13 protein-coding genes and 1 pseudogene are annotated in these 15,765 nt (G+C 60.7%); 6 read left to right on the forward strand and 8 right to left on the reverse strand.

Translation table 11 applies throughout. The features are described 5' to 3' along the window. Positions 1-75: 75 nt before the first annotated feature. From BLQ92_RS32020 to BLQ92_RS32035, 4 genes are read left to right on the forward strand one after another with little or no spacing between them, the layout of a single operon-like run. Positions 76-702 (forward strand): isochorismatase family protein, encoded by a 627-nt coding sequence (locus BLQ92_RS32020; RefSeq protein ID WP_090692005.1) that lies wholly within the window; start codon positions 76-78, stop codon positions 700-702. Next, a complete protein-coding gene (locus BLQ92_RS32025) occupies positions 699-2,585 on the forward strand; it encodes an anthranilate synthase family protein (RefSeq protein ID WP_090692177.1) in 1,887 nt (628 codons plus the stop codon). The genes BLQ92_RS32020 and BLQ92_RS32025 overlap by 4 nt, the downstream gene beginning before the upstream one ends. Before the next feature lie 43 nt (positions 2,586-2,628). Beyond that, positions 2,629-3,477: a PhzF family phenazine biosynthesis protein gene (locus BLQ92_RS32030; protein WP_090692009.1), complete on the forward strand. Its 849-nt coding sequence runs from the start codon at positions 2,629-2,631 to the stop codon at positions 3,475-3,477. Between the two features lie 57 nt (positions 3,478-3,534). Continuing rightward, positions 3,535-4,029, forward strand: a complete 495-nt coding sequence (locus BLQ92_RS32035; protein WP_090692012.1) for a PhzA/PhzB family protein — start codon at positions 3,535-3,537, stop codon at positions 4,027-4,029. Positions 4,030-4,062: 33 nt separating this feature from the next. Here the strand turns inward: BLQ92_RS32035 and BLQ92_RS32040 are convergent, their stop codons facing one another. Both BLQ92_RS32040 and BLQ92_RS32045 read right to left on the reverse strand, forming a co-directional pair. Continuing rightward, complete coding sequence (locus tag BLQ92_RS32040; protein WP_090692015.1) at positions 4,063-4,914, reverse strand: MBL fold metallo-hydrolase; 852 nt, start codon at positions 4,912-4,914, stop codon at positions 4,063-4,065. A gap of 54 nt (positions 4,915-4,968) precedes the next feature. Then, positions 4,969-5,514: a sugar ABC transporter gene (locus BLQ92_RS32045; protein WP_090692019.1), complete on the reverse strand. Its 546-nt coding sequence runs from the start codon at positions 5,512-5,514 to the stop codon at positions 4,969-4,971. Positions 5,515-5,680: 166 nt separating this feature from the next. On the opposite strand from BLQ92_RS32045, the pseudogene BLQ92_RS32050 reads away from it, so the two are divergent. Next, positions 5,681-6,166, forward strand: a pseudogene (locus tag BLQ92_RS32050) (LysR family transcriptional regulator); the annotation flags it as partial. A gap of 215 nt (positions 6,167-6,381) precedes the next feature. On the opposite strand, the gene BLQ92_RS32060 reads toward BLQ92_RS32050, so the two are convergent. The 5 genes from BLQ92_RS32060 to BLQ92_RS32080 form a co-directional block, all read right to left on the reverse strand. Then, positions 6,382-7,122: an OmpW/AlkL family protein gene (locus BLQ92_RS32060; protein WP_090692024.1), complete on the reverse strand. Its 741-nt coding sequence runs from the start codon at positions 7,120-7,122 to the stop codon at positions 6,382-6,384. A 218-nt stretch (positions 7,123-7,340) separates the two neighbouring features. Continuing rightward, positions 7,341-9,362 carry an acyl-CoA synthetase gene (locus BLQ92_RS32065; protein WP_090692028.1) on the reverse strand — a complete coding sequence of 674 codons (2,022 nt, stop codon included), beginning with the start codon at positions 9,360-9,362 and terminating at the stop codon, positions 7,341-7,343. Then, on the reverse strand, positions 9,359-10,315 hold the full coding sequence (locus tag BLQ92_RS32070; protein ID WP_090692031.1) for a fumarylacetoacetate hydrolase family protein: 957 nt from the start codon (positions 10,313-10,315) through the stop codon (positions 9,359-9,361). The genes BLQ92_RS32065 and BLQ92_RS32070 overlap by 4 nt, the downstream gene beginning before the upstream one ends. A gap of 34 nt (positions 10,316-10,349) precedes the next feature. After that, positions 10,350-11,420, reverse strand: a complete 1,071-nt coding sequence (locus tag BLQ92_RS32075; protein ID WP_090692034.1) for a VOC family protein — start codon at positions 11,418-11,420, stop codon at positions 10,350-10,352. Positions 11,421-11,433: 13 nt separating this feature from the next. Continuing rightward, positions 11,434-13,062, reverse strand: coding sequence for a bifunctional 3-(3-hydroxy-phenyl)propionate/3-hydroxycinnamic acid hydroxylase (locus BLQ92_RS32080; RefSeq protein WP_425194934.1), 1,629 nt, complete (start codon positions 13,060-13,062; stop codon positions 11,434-11,436). Positions 13,063-13,253: 191 nt separating this feature from the next. Between BLQ92_RS32080 and BLQ92_RS32085 the strand changes: the two genes are divergently transcribed. Continuing rightward, on the forward strand, positions 13,254-14,009 hold the full coding sequence (locus tag BLQ92_RS32085; RefSeq protein WP_090692045.1) for a TetR/AcrR family transcriptional regulator: 756 nt from the start codon (positions 13,254-13,256) through the stop codon (positions 14,007-14,009). A 291-nt stretch (positions 14,010-14,300) separates the two neighbouring features. Here BLQ92_RS32085 and BLQ92_RS32090 read toward each other — a convergent pair whose 3' ends face one another. Then, positions 14,301-15,764 (reverse strand): efflux transporter outer membrane subunit, encoded by a 1,464-nt coding sequence (locus BLQ92_RS32090; protein WP_090692053.1) that lies wholly within the window; start codon positions 15,762-15,764, stop codon positions 14,301-14,303. Position 15,765 lies beyond the last annotated feature (1 nt).

The following is a 15,765-nucleotide window of genomic DNA, read 5'->3' on the forward strand; positions in this document are numbered from 1 at the left end:
CGGCATCCGCCACGCTGCGACGGCCTCAGCCCCAACAAAACCTAGATCCAACCTCAATCGAATCAGGAGAAAGAGATGGCAGGCATTCCAATCATCGATCCGTATCACCTTCCGCAACGGTCGGACGTGTGTGCCAATATCGCCGGATGGCGCCCTGACCCCAAGCGGGCCGTCCTTCTCGTGCACGACATGCAGCCGTTTTTCCTGCGGCCGCTGCCGGGCGACGCCCTCGCCCAGCCACTGGTGGAAAAGGTGGAAAGCCTCGTAAGCGGTGCACGCGCGCTCGGCGTGCCGATTGCCTATACCGCGCAGCCCGGTGGCATGACCGTCGAGCAACGAGGACTGCTGAAGGATTTCTGGGGCCCCGGAATGGCAGTCGATCCGGTGGACCGAGAGATCCCCGGCGACCTGGCGCCGCGCAGCGGCGACTGGGTCTTCACCAAATGGCGCTACAGCGCTTTCTTCAAGACCGATCTGCTCAGCAAGTTCCGCGAAACCGGCCGGGATCAACTGGTGATCTGCGGCGTCTACGCGCACATCGGCATCCTGGCGACGGCGATCGAAGCGTACTCCAACGACATCGAGACCTTCATTGTGGCCGATGCCGTTGCCGACTTCACGCGAGAAAGCCATTTGATGGCCCTGAACTATGCCGCGCAAGCGTGTGCAGTCGTGGCGTTTACCGAAGAGGTGTGGCGATGAGCGAGACACTACTTTCGCTGTTACGTGAAGCACCGGAGCGCCTGGGCGCCTTTGCCCTGCTGGTTCGCACCGGCGCCGAGCGCGTCCCTACACTGGAGATTTATGCTGGAAACATCTCGAGCTGCCTCTCGCTGAACGAGATTCCGGTGCCACCGCCGGGCCACCATGGACCCGCCGCGATTGCGGTGATTCCTTACCGCCAGCTCGCCGAGCGCGGCTATGCGAGTGTCGACGATGGCGAACGGCTGCGCGTGATTCGCGTGGAACGCGAACAGAGGGTGCCGCTCGACGAGGCGTTGCGTCAATGGCCCGACGGCAACATCAACATTTCGGAGGGCCGCTTCGACGTCGAAGACACCGCCTATGCGGACAAGGTCAGAGAGATTATCGCCAATGAGATTGGCACCGGCGCAGGTTCCAATTTCGTCCTGAAGCGTACGTTCCAGGCCGATCTTGCCGGGTACTCGCTCGAGACTGCGTTGACCGCATTTGGCCGCCTGGTTCGTCGCGAGACCGGCGCCTATTGGACCCTCCTGGTTCACACCGGCGAACGAACGCTAATAGGTGCGAGCCCGGAGCGTCACGTCAGCCTGAAGGCCGGTGTGGCCAGCATGAATCCGATCAGCGGAACCTACCGCTATCCGCCTACCGGGCCGACGCTCAAGGGAATCGTGGAGTTCCTCGCGAACAAGAAAGAGAACGACGAGCTATACATGGTCGTCGACGAAGAGCTGAAGATGATGGCTCGCTTCTGCAAGAACGGCGGCAAAGTGATCGGCCCGCACCTCAAGGAGATGTCGCGGCTCGCCCATACCGAGTATGTGCTCGAGGGCGAAACCGACGCCGACCCGCGCGAGATCCTGCGCGAAACCCTGTTCTCGCCAGCGGTCACAGGAAGCCCGATCGAGAATGCCTGCCGGGTGATCGCGAAGTATGAACCCGAAGGACGGCGCTATTACGCCGGCGTCCTCGCCCTGCTCGGCCGCGATGCGCAAGACCAGGTCGAGCTCGATTCGGCGATTCTGATTCGCACGGCGGACATAGACGACGCCGGCGCGCTGCGCATCTCGGTTGGCGCGACCATCGTCAGGCACTCGGATCCCGAATCCGAAGCCGCAGAAACGCGCACCAAGGCACTTGCCGTACTGAATGCGCTCGGACAAAACTCGGCGCCGGATTTCTCCAGTAATCCGATCGTGATTTCCGCGCTGCAGAGCCGCAACGACGGCATCTCCAAGTTCTGGCAAGCCGACGCCGGGCAGCGCGGCCAGATCATCCCGGGGCTTTCCGGGCGGGAACTGCTGATCATCGATGCCGAGGATGCCTTCACGGCCATGCTCGGCCAGCAGTTGCGGGCGATGGGACTCAAGATCTCGATCGCCCATTACGACGACAAGCGCGTGCGCAACGGCGACTGGGACCTCGCCGTCTTCGGCCCGGGGCCTGGCGACCCGCATAACCTCGACGACCCGCGTATTCGCGCGCTGCGTCAAGCCATCTCCGCTAGCCTCAAGCAGCGCAAGCCCTTCTTCGCGGTTTGCCTGAGCCACCAACTGCTGTGCCTGGAGCTGGGCCTGCCGCTGGTGTGCCGGCGTCAGCCAAATCAGGGCGTGCAGCGCGAGATCAACTACTTCGGCACCCCGGAGCGGGTCGGCTTCTACAACACCTTCAACGCGACGTATCACGACAACGAGCTATGGCACGGCGACATGCTGGTCGAAGTCTGTCGCGACGAGAGTTCGCACGAAGTGCATGCGTTACGTGGCAGCGGCTTTTCGTCGATCCAGTTCCACGCCGAGTCGGTGTTGACCCAGCACGGCATCGAGATCGTCTCGCAAGCGCTGCTGGAAGCAACCGGGTCAACGCTACCGCAAGTCAACTGAATACCGGTTCGCCGATTCACTTTAGTCACGTAGGAAGCCTCTCATGACGTCATATGCTTATGTAGTTGCCGATGCCTTTACGGATACCCCGCTCTGCGGAAATCCGGTCGCAGTCTTCACTGACGCTGATGGTCTCTCCGCGCAGGATATGCAGCGCATTGCCCGCGAACTGAACCTCTCCGAAACCACCTTCGTCTTTCCGCCGAAGGGCGACGGCGACTATCACGTGCGCATTTTCACACCCGTCAACGAGCTGCCGTTTGCCGGGCATCCGACACTGGGCACCGCTGTCGTTCTGGGGGGCACGCACCCCAAAAGCGAGCTCGTGATGGAAACGGGCATGGGGCTGGTGCCATTCCAGTTGCAGCGCGATGCGCAAGGCCTTGTGACTCTGGTGACCATGGAACAACCGATTCCCACATGGTCGCACTACGAACTCGAACACGTGCTGCTCGAAGGGCTCGGCCTGCGGGCTTCGACACTGCCTGTCGAGGTCTACCGGAATGGCCCGCGGCATGTCTTCGTCGGCCTGCCCAGCATTGCGGACCTTTCGGCAGTCAAGCCCGATCTGCGTGTGCTTGCACAACTGCCGGACGTCGCCACCAACTGTTTTGCCGGCTCGGGGAGCGAGTGGCGCATGCGGATGTTCTCTCCGGCATATGGTGTGGCGGAGGACGCCGCGACGGGTTCGGCCGCCGGCCCTCTGGCGCTGCATCTGATCCGCCATGGACTGGTCGAGTTCGAGCAGCCGGTGGTGATCGAACAAGGCGTCGAAATGGGCCGCCGCTCGGTGATGCATGCGACCGTCTCCGGCACCTTCAGCAACCTGGGGCCGATCCGTGTGTCGGGCACCGCAACGATTGTTGCGCAGGGTAACCTGATCCGCTGGTAAAGGCCCAACCGGCTCGCGCATACGCATCTATTGTCAACAGAATTAAGGAGAAACACGATGACGCAGGATCTTTTAACGGCCTCGCAACTGAACGACGAACAGGCATTGCGGCGTCGCCACCGCGCGGTGATCGAGGATTACATGAGCCGGCGCGGCGAAGGACGCTTGACCCGCTACCAGCTATTCGCACCGGACGGCGTGGGTGGACTGTGGACGAACGACACGCTCGAACCGATCGTCTCGCGCGGCCATGAGAATCTCAAGGCTCATGGCGCGTGGTCGCTGAAGTGCTTTCCGGATTGGGAATGGACCAATGTCTCGATCTTCGAGACCCAGGATCCGAACCGCTGGTGGGTCGAATGTGATGGCGCGGGCCAGATACTGTTTCCGGGCTATCCGGACGGCCGCTACGAAAACCACTTCATCCACGCGTTTCTGCTGGCCGACGGGAAGATCAAGGAACAGCGCGAATTCATGAACCCGTATCGCCAGATGGTTGCGCTGGGCATTCCCATTCCGCCGATCCGCCGCCAGGGCATTCCGGCGGATTGAGCGGATTGAACCGACTTTGAGCCGAGCGCGGGTTCAAACTGGGGCTTCGGTCTCGTAAAGCAGACCGTAGCTCCCGCTCGTTCGCTTGATTCGCGCGAAGCCGAGTTCCCCCAAATGCATGCCTGCGATCAACAGCCTCTCCGAACTGACCATGTCCAGAAGCCGTGATCGTGTGATGGCTGCCAGGGAGGGGTCTTGATCGAATGCAATCGATACGTCCGGCCGTTTGATCTGGATGTGAGGGAAATGAACAATATCCCCCCAAACGAGCAGGCTCTGATCACGGGATTCGAGAAGATATCCGGAGTGCCCATCTGTGTGTCCCGGTAGCGGCATCGCTCTGATACCGGGAAGCACCTCCCCCTCATTGAAAGTGCGAAGCTTGCCGCGGTAGCCGTCGAACACTTGACGCGCTATCAGGAAGTTGCCGCGGGCACGCTCGCTGGCACGACTTAGATTTCCGTCATCCTGCCAAAATTCGACCTCTTGCTGGTGAACAACAAGCTCCGCATTCGGAAAGGTAATGTGTCCGGCTGTGTCGACTAGCCCTCCGACATGGTCGGGATGAGCGTGTGTGAGCAGGATTGTGTCGATCTCGGAGGGTTCGACACCAGCAAGCGATAAATTCGCTCTCAGGCGGCCGCCCCATTGCTTGATGCCTCCAGCCCCAGCGTCGATGAGAATGGTGCGGCCCGCTCCGCGTACCACGTAGCAGTTGATATGCACGTCGGAAGGCTCCAGCTGCCCTGCATCGCTTTGCATTCTGGAGGCCTCGGACGGGTCGATATTCGACAGGAAGTCCAGGCTAGCGGTGAGGTAGCCGTCGCTGATGGCGGTGATCGTGAAATCCCCGGCTCGCTGACGTGGAAAGGTAATGGTGGACACAATGCTTCTCCAGAAGAGTTCCTGATTTCGGGCGTGACGTTGGGCATCGCGGATCTATGTCTCCTGTCCCATCGAAACAGTGCGGGTGCTTGTCAGTTGCTCCGTCATCGGCGAGTAAAGGTGGACGCGTTCAGACATGCTCTCGACAAGCTGAGCGTTTCGCCCAGGCAATCTCGCGAGCCAACGACGTTCCGGAAGCTTCTCTAGCGCAACGGCTTGCATTGCCAACGGCGTGAGGCCCATCTGCATCAGATGTTCGGGCCCGCTTGCACAAAGCGCGAGGAGTTCGTCTGCATTGACCGCCGGCGCAAGGCCGATGTCGCTATAGAGATTTCGGTGCCAGTCGGTGATGTGTTGCTGCCACCTTGCAAAATTGCCGCCGCCTTTCTGGCGATATTCCTCCCCTGTCAGGTCATCGAGTCCGTCAATCGTGTGGATGGCGAGGTAGGTCGGGCAACCACCGCTTAAGGACTTGAAGCGCTGCGACGTGTGAAAGCCAGTCACCGAGATGAGGGCGGGCAGTTTTTTAAGGCTGTAGAAGTCGTTCCATTCGGCTTCGCTGTTGGGATCAGCGAAGCTGCATTCGACGGTGTAGATCATCAGATTGTCCTTCGTGACGGATGAGCGTATTGCAGCAAACGATTTATGTTCATTGCAGTAACGTAATGCTAAGCTGACATTTCCCGTGTATATAGCGATATAAATTCAGCCTTCAGTGATGTTTACTCAAGCTGGCGTCGAATGCATACCAACCGGCAAGACTCAAATGCGACGTAAGATTCCAAGCAATTCCGCGCTGCTGGCTTTTGAGGCCGCGGCCCGACACGGCAGCTTCGCCCGCGCGGCCGAGGAATTGGCGCTGACCGAGGGCGCCATCAGTCGTCAGATTGGTCGATTGGAGGCGTTTTTGGGCGTCGCGCTATTCGAGCGCATTGGAAATCGGGTTCGGCTTGCGCCCAACGGCACTCGATACGCGCTGCAGGTTCGTGAGAGTCTGGATCGGCTGGAACGGGACAGCCTGTATCTGATGGGTCAGCCCATCGAGGGCGCGAGCATCGAGGTCGCCGCAATTCCGACCTTCGCCACCCGTTGGCTTATCCCTCGGCTGAAACGCTTTCAAAATAAGCATCCGAACATTACCGTGCATATCGCCGAGCGTATGGAGCCGTTCATTCTTGCTGGTAGTGGTTTCGACGCGGCGATTCATTTTGAGCATCCGGCGTGGGCCGGCAGCCGTCTCGGCGATGTCCTCCGCGCTTGTAGCGGCCAATCCCTTTTTGACGAACATCTTCCGCGCAGCCTCAAGCAGATGCTCTCGCGTCTGTTCCCTGCGCTGTGTGTGGCGCAATATGTGTAATCGACCGTGAGGTCGCGGCCTGCAGTCAGGTCCTGGTGGCGAAAAAATAACGTCCGTGTCTTTGATAAGCGTTCAAAACCCTCTATTGGCGCGTCGACGACCTGTACGCGCTAGAACGTATAGGCGACGTTCAGGAAGACGTTAAGCGGATCGAGCCGGAGGGTCGATTTGGAAACGATCTGTGTTCCAGTCGCGGTTTGCCCGTATAGCGTCAGGTGGGTCTTCACTGGAACGTAGCCGAGAGAGGTTCCGACCGACCAATGTTTTGTGATCGCGTAATTTGCCCCGGCCTCGAATACAGGATTCCACGATGAACTGAGGGTCGCTCGTGCCGAGCCGCCTGGACCGAGACTGTCGGAGACAAACGTGCTATTGGTTGTCCGAACCTGCGTGAACCACGTATAGTTCACGCCGAGTCCGACGAACGGACGGAATTTCGATTCGGCTGAAAACAGGTGGTATCGAAGTTCGAGGGCGGGCGGCATCGGCTTCGTCGAGCCAAGATTGCCATACTTCTGCAGCGTGCCATCGCCAACCAGATTCACCTTCAACGGCATTCCAAACAGCGTGGCAACACCAATGTTGTCCGTGACATAGTACTCGGTGGTAATTCCCACCGTATCCGTCGAACTGGCATGCGCCCCGGTACCGGCTAGCTGCTGGTTCACCGGCACGCCGCCAATGCTTTCCACGGTTAGTGGCGTTGCGTCGCCCTGTGGCGCAATGTGAAGCCAGCCTGCCGACAGTGTCACGCTTCCGGCCGACTGCGCATTGGCATTGTCGATAAGCGCCGCCGAGCAAATGCAAGCTGCCATACAGACCGACCTCATCGCGCGTTTGTAATTCCTCATGTCTCTTCTCCTGTCTCTCTGTCTGGAAATCTTTTATGAAACGGTGGTGTTGCCGCTCGATCGTCTAATTGTTTGTTTTCCCGTTTTCTTATAGACACAACGGGCACACTGCGATCGCCCTGCACCCTAATAAGCGTGCATGGCGAGGCGTGTATACGCTGACTAGCCTCTAGTCTGGGCGCATGACCGAGCGCGTCCGTTTTATCTCGGGGCTCGTGTCACGTTGGGCTGGCCCGCGTATCTGTCGATGCGTCGTCTGTCTCCGTCGGTTGCTCGGTCCGTGATGGCCTCGCCGCGGCCGAAATCGAAAATGCGAACGGAAAGCGCCCGAGCGCGGAAATCGCCAACGCTTCGAACGCGGGGTCGGCAAGTTCTACGTGGAGTGACATTCCGAGCGAGGTGTCATCAATGAGGCTAACGATCGCATTCTCGACGCCAGCCTCTACGAGGGCCGACTCCAGGGCGTCTGCCGTTTCACGCCTTTTCAGCGCCGGCTTGAAGATCTTGCCGACGCCCGTCAACGGCATCGTGTCCACGATCCGTATCCCCTTTGGCAACGCGGCGCGTTCGTTGATCACGCGACGCAGAAACTCGGCCAACTCCGCTTCGGTTGTGGTTGCGCCTAGCTTTAGCTGGACATAGGCCACCGGCAACTCGCCCGCATGCATATCGGGGCGTCCTACGGCTGCGGCGATCTGGACTGCGGGATGGAGATGCAGCGGTTCTTCGATTGCCGCAGGATCAATGTTGTGTCCGCCCCGGATAATCAGCTCCTTCTTCCGGCCGGTGAGCCAGAAGTAACCATCCGGGTCGCAGCGGCCGAGATCTCCGGTATTGAGCCAGAGTCCGCCGTCACTACCTTCCATCCAGATGCCACTGTTCTGCTCCGGCCGTGTATAGCCGACGAACACGTTTGGCCCGGAGATAACCAGTTGGCCAACCTCATCCGCAACGCAATCCCGTACATACCGGCCGCTTTCGTCGACCACCACTGCTTTCATCGCCTGACCGGGCAGACGAAGACCAATCGAACCGACCCTGCGCTCGCCAAGCGGCGGGTTAACGCTGCTAACGCAGGTACCCTCCGTGAGGCCATAACCCTCAAGAATTCTGATTCCTGTACGATCCTGGAAAGCGCGAAGTAATTCCACCGGCATCGGGGCAGCGCCGCACAGTCCATACTCGAGCGAACTGATATCGTGCTCGCCAACCGGGATGTCCAGCAGCGATCCGTAGAGTGTCGGGACACCGCTGAAGAAGTTGATGCGGTAATGGGCAACGATTTCCCAGAAGCGCTTTATAACACCGTCGCCCCGGTACCCTTGAGGTGTCCCGAGCACGACGTGGGCACCACGCGAGAACGCCAGCAGACCCGTCACGATCACGGCATTGACGTGGAAAAGAGGCAATCCGCAAAAAATCGTTTTCCCAGGACCAATGCTTTCACCGAAGAATTGACCCGCGTTCCATGCATTGGCCACCTCGTTGCCGTGCCGGCGAATCGCAATCTTGGGTAGTCCCGTGGTTCCGCCCGTGCAGAAGAACGACGATATATCATCGATGCTCGTTCGACGCGTGCCGCTGAGCGCCGCCCCGGATTCTCGCGCCATTGCCATACTAAAATCATGGACGCCGACATGCGCAGGAACGGCACCGTGAACGCCGCCAGGCCCATGCAGTTTTGAGCACTCGTCACGTTGAAGCATCCGGGCCGCAAATCCCTTTTCGCCCAGCATGCGGTCAGCCGGATTCACGAGTATCAGGTGTTGCAGGCACGGAACCTTGTGCAGCACTGCCTGCACCTTCAGCCAAAGGTCGGTTCCAGGAAACGGCGCCAAGGTTACGAGCACGCTCGCTCCTGACGCGTTAAGCAGTTCGCCGATAGCTTCGCGCTCAAGCAGCGGGTTGATCGCGCAGACAATCCCGACAGCTTCGCCGGCCCAGATCACAAAGTGCGTTTCAGGGAGGTTGGGCAGAACGTATGCGACCACCGAGTCGCGCTGTACTCCCAAGCGCGCAAACATGTTCGCGGTTCGCGTGATATCACGTACAAGTTCGCTATACGTCCAGCATTCGGCGTTCCGGTGGTCGTCGGCCGTTGCAAAGAACGAAAGCGCGGGCGCCAATGGATTGATGGCGGCGCCCCGACAGATCATCTCGTAGGTACTCGATGGAAGATCAGCCGGCTGTCCCTGCGTTTCAATGTCAAGTACATCGTGTACGTTTGCGACGCCTTTCATGCCGCTTCTGCCACAACGACGTTATGCTGTACGCCCAGGTTGATCGAGCCGTCATGGCTGACGATATGCGCCTCCACGACGTCACCCGCGCGCAGGTACTGCGGCCTTTCCTCCTGCATCTTCAGGAAAAGACGCCATTTTTCCGCATCAGGCAACTGCGCTGCGGCGCGCATCTTTTCCGGTGACGGAATGCTCAGGGCACAGCCGGAGGGCGTGCCGGTCGCGAGCAGGTCACCGGCGCGCAGGTCGTGTACGCCGGAAAGCTCCGTTAAGGTCTCTGCCGGGCCATAGACGAGGCCGGCCGTGGAGTCGTTCTGGCGGACAGCTCCGTTTACCGTCAGCGTCAGCACGAGCTCCTGTAGCTTTGGAATATCCTGTTTCTCCAGGAGACAAAGGTAAGGGCCGACAGGGCCGAAAGAGCGATAGCTCTTGCCCTTGTAGAACTGCATTTGCGGAATCTGGATATCTCGCGCGGAATAGTCGTTGACGATCACGGCGCCGGCGATGTAGTCGTGCAGATTCTCCTCGGTGACAGTTTCGCGCGACGTAATGTCGCGTTTGAGGACGAGACCGAGTTCGATCTCGTAGTCGAGGAACTGCACCTCGTTGGGCTTGACCACTGGAGAGTCGGCGGGAACGATGCAGCTTGTCGCCTTGGTGAAGATCATGTTGAATTTCTTCACATCCGGGTCCATCCCGGACTCGATCATATGCTGGCGATAATTCGCGCCCTGGCAGATGAACTGCTGATTGGTGGTCACGGGCGACAACCACTGCACTTCCGATTCCGGAATCGTCGGACCGCTCAGCACGAACAGCCGTTCGACCGGGTTGGCCTCGATAAACTCGGCGGTCGTCCTGAACTCGCCGGGAATCGGCGTGATCGTGCCATTAGCGACCACGCCCCACTGGGCGCGGCCATGGTGCAGGTAATGCAGAACGTGAAGTGCCATTTATCTATCTCCGGATTCTATGGAAGGGATTGGTTCAAGCGAAAAGCTTCGCCAGCGTCCGCAGCTTGCTCAGCGTCAGGTCGGGGCTGCGACGCAGGTTTCTGAAGAGCGCCACAATGCTTGCCGGCGTGAATTTGGGCTTCGTGAAGCTGCGCGGCATCGTCGGTCCCCATTGCGCCATTGCTTCGCGGCTCACCGCGTGTACACCCGCCGGAGCATCGGCCGTAAAGAGATCGCCGTCGCAATAGTGCTCATGCTTGTCGCCCCACGGGTCTTGCCAGTAGTCGAAGATCTGGCTGCCCAGGATATGGCGGCCCATCCCCCACGCGTGCGTCCAACCCTTCTCGCGCAGGACGCGCTGACCCATACCGACTGCATCCGCATCGACGACTTCGTAGGCGCTATGGCTGTAGGTAGGCAGGAAGCCTTGTGCAAGCGCTAGCGTATGGTGATCGGCCGGCTTGTCACCAAGATTGAGCCGCATAAATGCGACGACGGGCGAGCCATCGGGAAGCACCTGCACATCACTCGGGATGAAGCCGAAATGCTGCGTATACCATGCGCAGGTTTCCTGATAGTCGGCGAGTTCGAGCACGACATGTCCGAGCCGGATAACTTCAGGCGCGCGCTCCGGCGGTCGCTGCGTCCCGTTAATCCGGACGGCCGCATCCACGGAGTTGAACGGCAATGGCGGCCGATGAGACAGAGTCGAAGCTGGCGCCTGGCCGCATATTGCATCGACGCGAAAGCCGGAAGGATCGGTTAGCCGTACGATATAACCCCCACCGGGCAGGGACGACCGTTTGGCCTCAGAGGCGCCAGGCAGTTTTGCAAGTGCATCAAGATCGGCCTTGGTATCGACCTGCAGCCCGAAACCGACGAACCGGGATTTCGGCGCCTTCTGGACGACATAGCAGAAATGCGAAACACCCGTTCCCCGCAGAAGCAATTGCGCTTCACCGCGAGATACGGTCTGCAGCCCGAAATCATTGAGAAATTGCTCGGCCTTCCCGAGGTCTGGCCGCTCGAATATCAGATAGGCTAATGCCGACGCTTTCGTCGTAGGATCAGGATGACGAGCCGGCTGCGCAGTGGTCAGTTTCATAACGGATAAGAAATCAGGCGGTTCGAATAGCGGTTTCGACTTCCGGAGTCCGCGCGCTCAAGGGATTACCCAGCAAGGCGAGACTCTCGCGCACGATACGGTTTGCATCGGTGGCTGGGCCGTCGTGGACGATCGTCTTGTCGGGCCGCACTACGGCAGCCCACCCGAGGGGCACCAGCCCGGGAAGAAATACGCCTTCGAGGTCTTCCCAGCTGTCGCGCGGGGCAAGATGCAGTCGTTGCCCCCGATGGGCAATCTGGACAACGCGCCCTCCGGCACGCGCAAACGCTGCTGCCGTCGCGTGCTCGAGCACAGCCGCCGCGTCCACGCCAAACCCGATCAACGCGAGACCCTGCCCGAGCACCTCGTCGCTCAGACGCGTGGTGCCATCCGAACCTCTCACCCAGCCTTGCGCGATGACTGCGCCACGAACAAGCTTCGTCGACGAGCGGCCCTTGACGAACAGCCCGTGGCGGAATGCATTCTTCGGCTTGATCTGCAGTTCCTCGAATTGCGCGCGCAGGTGCGGTATCAGTCTCGACACACGCATCAACCCGTGCGTCAATAAGGCGACGAGACCACTCCGGGGCATGACGAGCTTGCCCATGAACTTCGCGAGGTTGATCATCGCCTTCGCGTGGGGGCGCCGCTCCTCGTCATAGGTATCGAGAATCTCTGGATGGGCACGTCCTTGCACCACCCATGCGAGCTTCCAGCAAAGGTTGGCGGCGTCCCGAAGACCTGCGACCAATCCCTGCCCAACGAATGGGGGCGTGATGTGGGCCGCGTCGCCCGCCAGGAACACCCGGCCCTTGCTGAATGCATCGACAGCGCGCGCATGGAAGCGATACACGGCCTTGCGCTCGATGATCATGTCTTCCACCCTGCCCCAGGGGGAAAGCAAATCCCGGATACACGACTCGGATTCCATATCCTCGCGGCGCTCGCCAGGCCGGAGCATAAATTCCCAGCGTTCGCGACCGCCAGGCGCGACCATATGCGGGATCGGCCGGCGGTGATCGCAGATGAACTCGATGTGATCGATCGGACGCGGTACGTTGCGGGCATCGACGATCAGCCAGTCCTCGACGAATGTCTTGCCCTTGAATTCCTGCCCAATGAGCTGGCGTACCAATGAACTCGCCCCGTCCGCGCCGACCAGATAGCGGGCCCGGACCACATGAGTGCGCCCCTGGCCAAGATCTAAAGATGCGAGCACATGATCCCGTTCCTCCGTGAAGCTCTTGAGCTCGACCCCCAACGCGATATGCGCACAGTCGTATGTCTCGAGCCGGGCGCGCAGACACCGCTCCAGGTCTGGCTGGTAGAAGGTGACGAGCTTCGGATGACCATCCAGGCTGCCCAGCGAATTCACCCTGCCGAACAGTCCCAACATGGGCGACCTCATGCGGACGTACGGTATGGCGATCGTCTCGAAATCGCTCTCCGCAACACCGGCAAGCTGGAGGATGCGCAGCGCTTCGTTGTCGAGCGCGATCGCACGGGGCGCCGTGAATACTTCAGTCGACCTGTCGACAACCATCACGTTCACACCGTGCCGTGCCAACAGATTGGCAATCGTTGCACCCACCGGTCCGCAACCCACCAATAAAACGTCCACGGCTCGCGGAAATGCCCCGATCGGCGCACGACCCCCGCCATTCCGGCTGTACGGCGCGGAACCATCTCTTGCTGCTGTCTCCACAGTCACTCCGTCTGTTGTTTGCTAGACCGGCGCTAAGTGGCCGTTAGTGACATTAAAGTCATAACTGATTATTTTGTCAACATAGACGATAGCATCTATACTTCGGTATGGCAAAAACTGGACTGATCATGCCGAACACTTCAAATCGCCCGACAGCAAAGCGTCCTTCCCGTGCGGCGCCAGTCTCCCCGGTTGCCGCTCCCGAAGAACGCGAGCCGCGCGGTGCCCGTCGTAAGCGCGAGACGCGGGCCCGCCTGCTCGACGCGGCCCTCAGGCTGATGGCCGAAAAGGGCATGGAAGGCGTAGCCATCAACGAAATCACCGAGGCCGCCGACGTCGGGTTCGGATCGTTCTACAACCACTTCGAGTCGAAGGAAGCCATCTACGCGGCGCTTGTAGACAACGTGTTCGAGGAGTTCGCCGACATGCTCGATCGCCTCGCGGGGGGCCTGTCCGACCCGGCAGAAGTGATCGCCGTCTCAGTGCGTCATACCCTGATGCGTGCGCGGCGCGACCCCGTATGGGGACGCTTCCTGATACGCGAAGGGTTTTCTGCGGGTATGCTGAGCCGCGGGCTGGGACAGCGGCTGCTGCGGGATATCGGAAATGGCATCGCCGCCAAGCGCTTTATGGTCGCCGACCCCTTCATCGGCTTTCTTTCGGTGGGCGGCACGGTGCTCGCGGCGGTTGCAGCCGAGCTGAATTTCGTCGCGCCTGGCGCGCCGGCGGCGCAACTGCTCGACGAACTTGGCTTCAGCGGAGAGCACTTCGCCGAACGCACGGCGGCAATGCTTCTGCAAACACTCGGACTCAAGCGTGCCGAGGCGGAGAAGATTGCAATGCGAGCGTTGCCGCTCATCGAGGCGGAAGTCGATGCGCCATGAGGCGGGCGACGACAACGTACGTGACGGGATTAGGGTCACCGACCCGGTACGATGAGCAAAAGTGCTTTCCGGCTGGCCTTGCCCATCAAGCGGTTTCTGGGTCTGGGCTCCGCTCAACCGCCGACGCGATGATGCGGCGCAGGCGGTAGCGCCAACTCAATCGCTTTAGCCGACGGCCCAACCTATTTCTTGCATAACGAACTGGTCGGGCTGACCTGGCATCGCAGGTGTCGCCCCATGCAGAGCGAAGCGATTCATCGCGGCGCTCTCCCCGACCTCACGGAATCAAGTTCATTCTCTTGAGGTCATGTGCGGCTGATCGTCCTGCAATTCGCCCATCGCCTGGAACAGCGCGGCGGTGTCGCTCATGCGCTGGCTCCCGGCGCGAACGGCGCCAAGCTGTGCATTGAGAAGTCGCTGCTCGCTGGCGTGCTGTGCCGTTGACGGCAGCGAACCCAGGCGGGTGCGCGACGCCGTCTCCTCGAATGCCGCATGTGCTGCCTGTGCCGCTCTTTCGGTTAACGCCAGCATCTGCGCGTCGTTGTCCAGTGCGGCAAGCGAATCCGCGACATCCTGGAATGCCGACAGGACCGTCGACTTGTAGTGCAGAACCGCAGCATCGTAGGTATCGATCGAGGCTCTGCGTTGTGCGAACAACGCCCCACCGTGGAAGAGCGGCTGCGACAGGCCCGCACCGATTTCCCAGAGCCCGCCCGCGCCTGAAAGCATCGCGGGCCAGCTAAAGCCGCCGCGGCCCATCGAGGCCGTCAGCGACAGGCTCGGAAAGAGTTGCGCGGTCGCGGCGCCAACGTCGGCCGCGGCGGCCTTCACGGCGGCGTCGGCTGCCTGAATGTCCGGGCGCGAACGCAGGAGATCCGACGGCACGACGACCGGCACTTGGTCCGGCAACGCCATGCTGTCGAAGTCGGGAACAGTCGGTGCGTTATCGGGTGTCCGGCCCATCAGTACCGCCAGCGCGTGGAGGGCTGAGATGCGCTGCTGGCGCAAGGCCGGAAGACTCGCCGCGATCAAATCTGAGTCCTGCGTCGAGTTGAGCGCCTGTACGTGCGAAATGGACCCGAGCACGTATCGTTGTTGATCATCGTTTGCAGTTTCGCTCGCCACGGCGACGAGCCGTTCGGAGAGCGCGATCTGGCGATCGAGCGCCGCCACGTTGATCGCCGTGCCGACGATGTTGGCGGCGAGCGCGCGCCGGGCCGCTTCCAGTTCATACGCCTGCACATTCACGCGAGCGGCAGCCGCCGCGTTGGCGTAGCGCGTCGCGCCGAAGAGGTCGAACGTGTAGTGCGTTTGAATCTGCCCGGCGAAGAAGTTATAGCGGACCTCGCTTGGGCCGATGCCGGGCACGACCGGTGAACGTGCACGCTCGACCTGAGCGGCAGCGTCGACCGACGGCAGCGTGGACGAACCGATCTGCCCGCGCAGTTCTTCTTGCGCGGCGGAGAGCGTCCGCTGCGTAGCCGCAAGCGTTGGGCTGTTGCGCAGCCCTTCCTCGACGAGTGCATCGAGCGCGTCGGACCGATAAAGCCGCCACCACTGCGGCACCGATGTCGCACCGATATCGAACCGCTGCGCAATACCGCCTGCGGCAACAGTCTTCGAGGGCTGCGCCTGCGCCCCGTAGTACTCGGGCGAAGGCATTGCCGGCGGCTCGCCGCTGGGGCCGAACGAGCAGCCCGTCAGCGCGAGCGCCGTAGCCACGGCGAGAACGGATGTCTTATAGGCAAGCTTCATG

The sequence above is a fragment of the Paraburkholderia phenazinium genome, assembly GCF_900100735.1.
Classification (GTDB): domain Bacteria; phylum Pseudomonadota; class Gammaproteobacteria; order Burkholderiales; family Burkholderiaceae; genus Paraburkholderia; species Paraburkholderia phenazinia.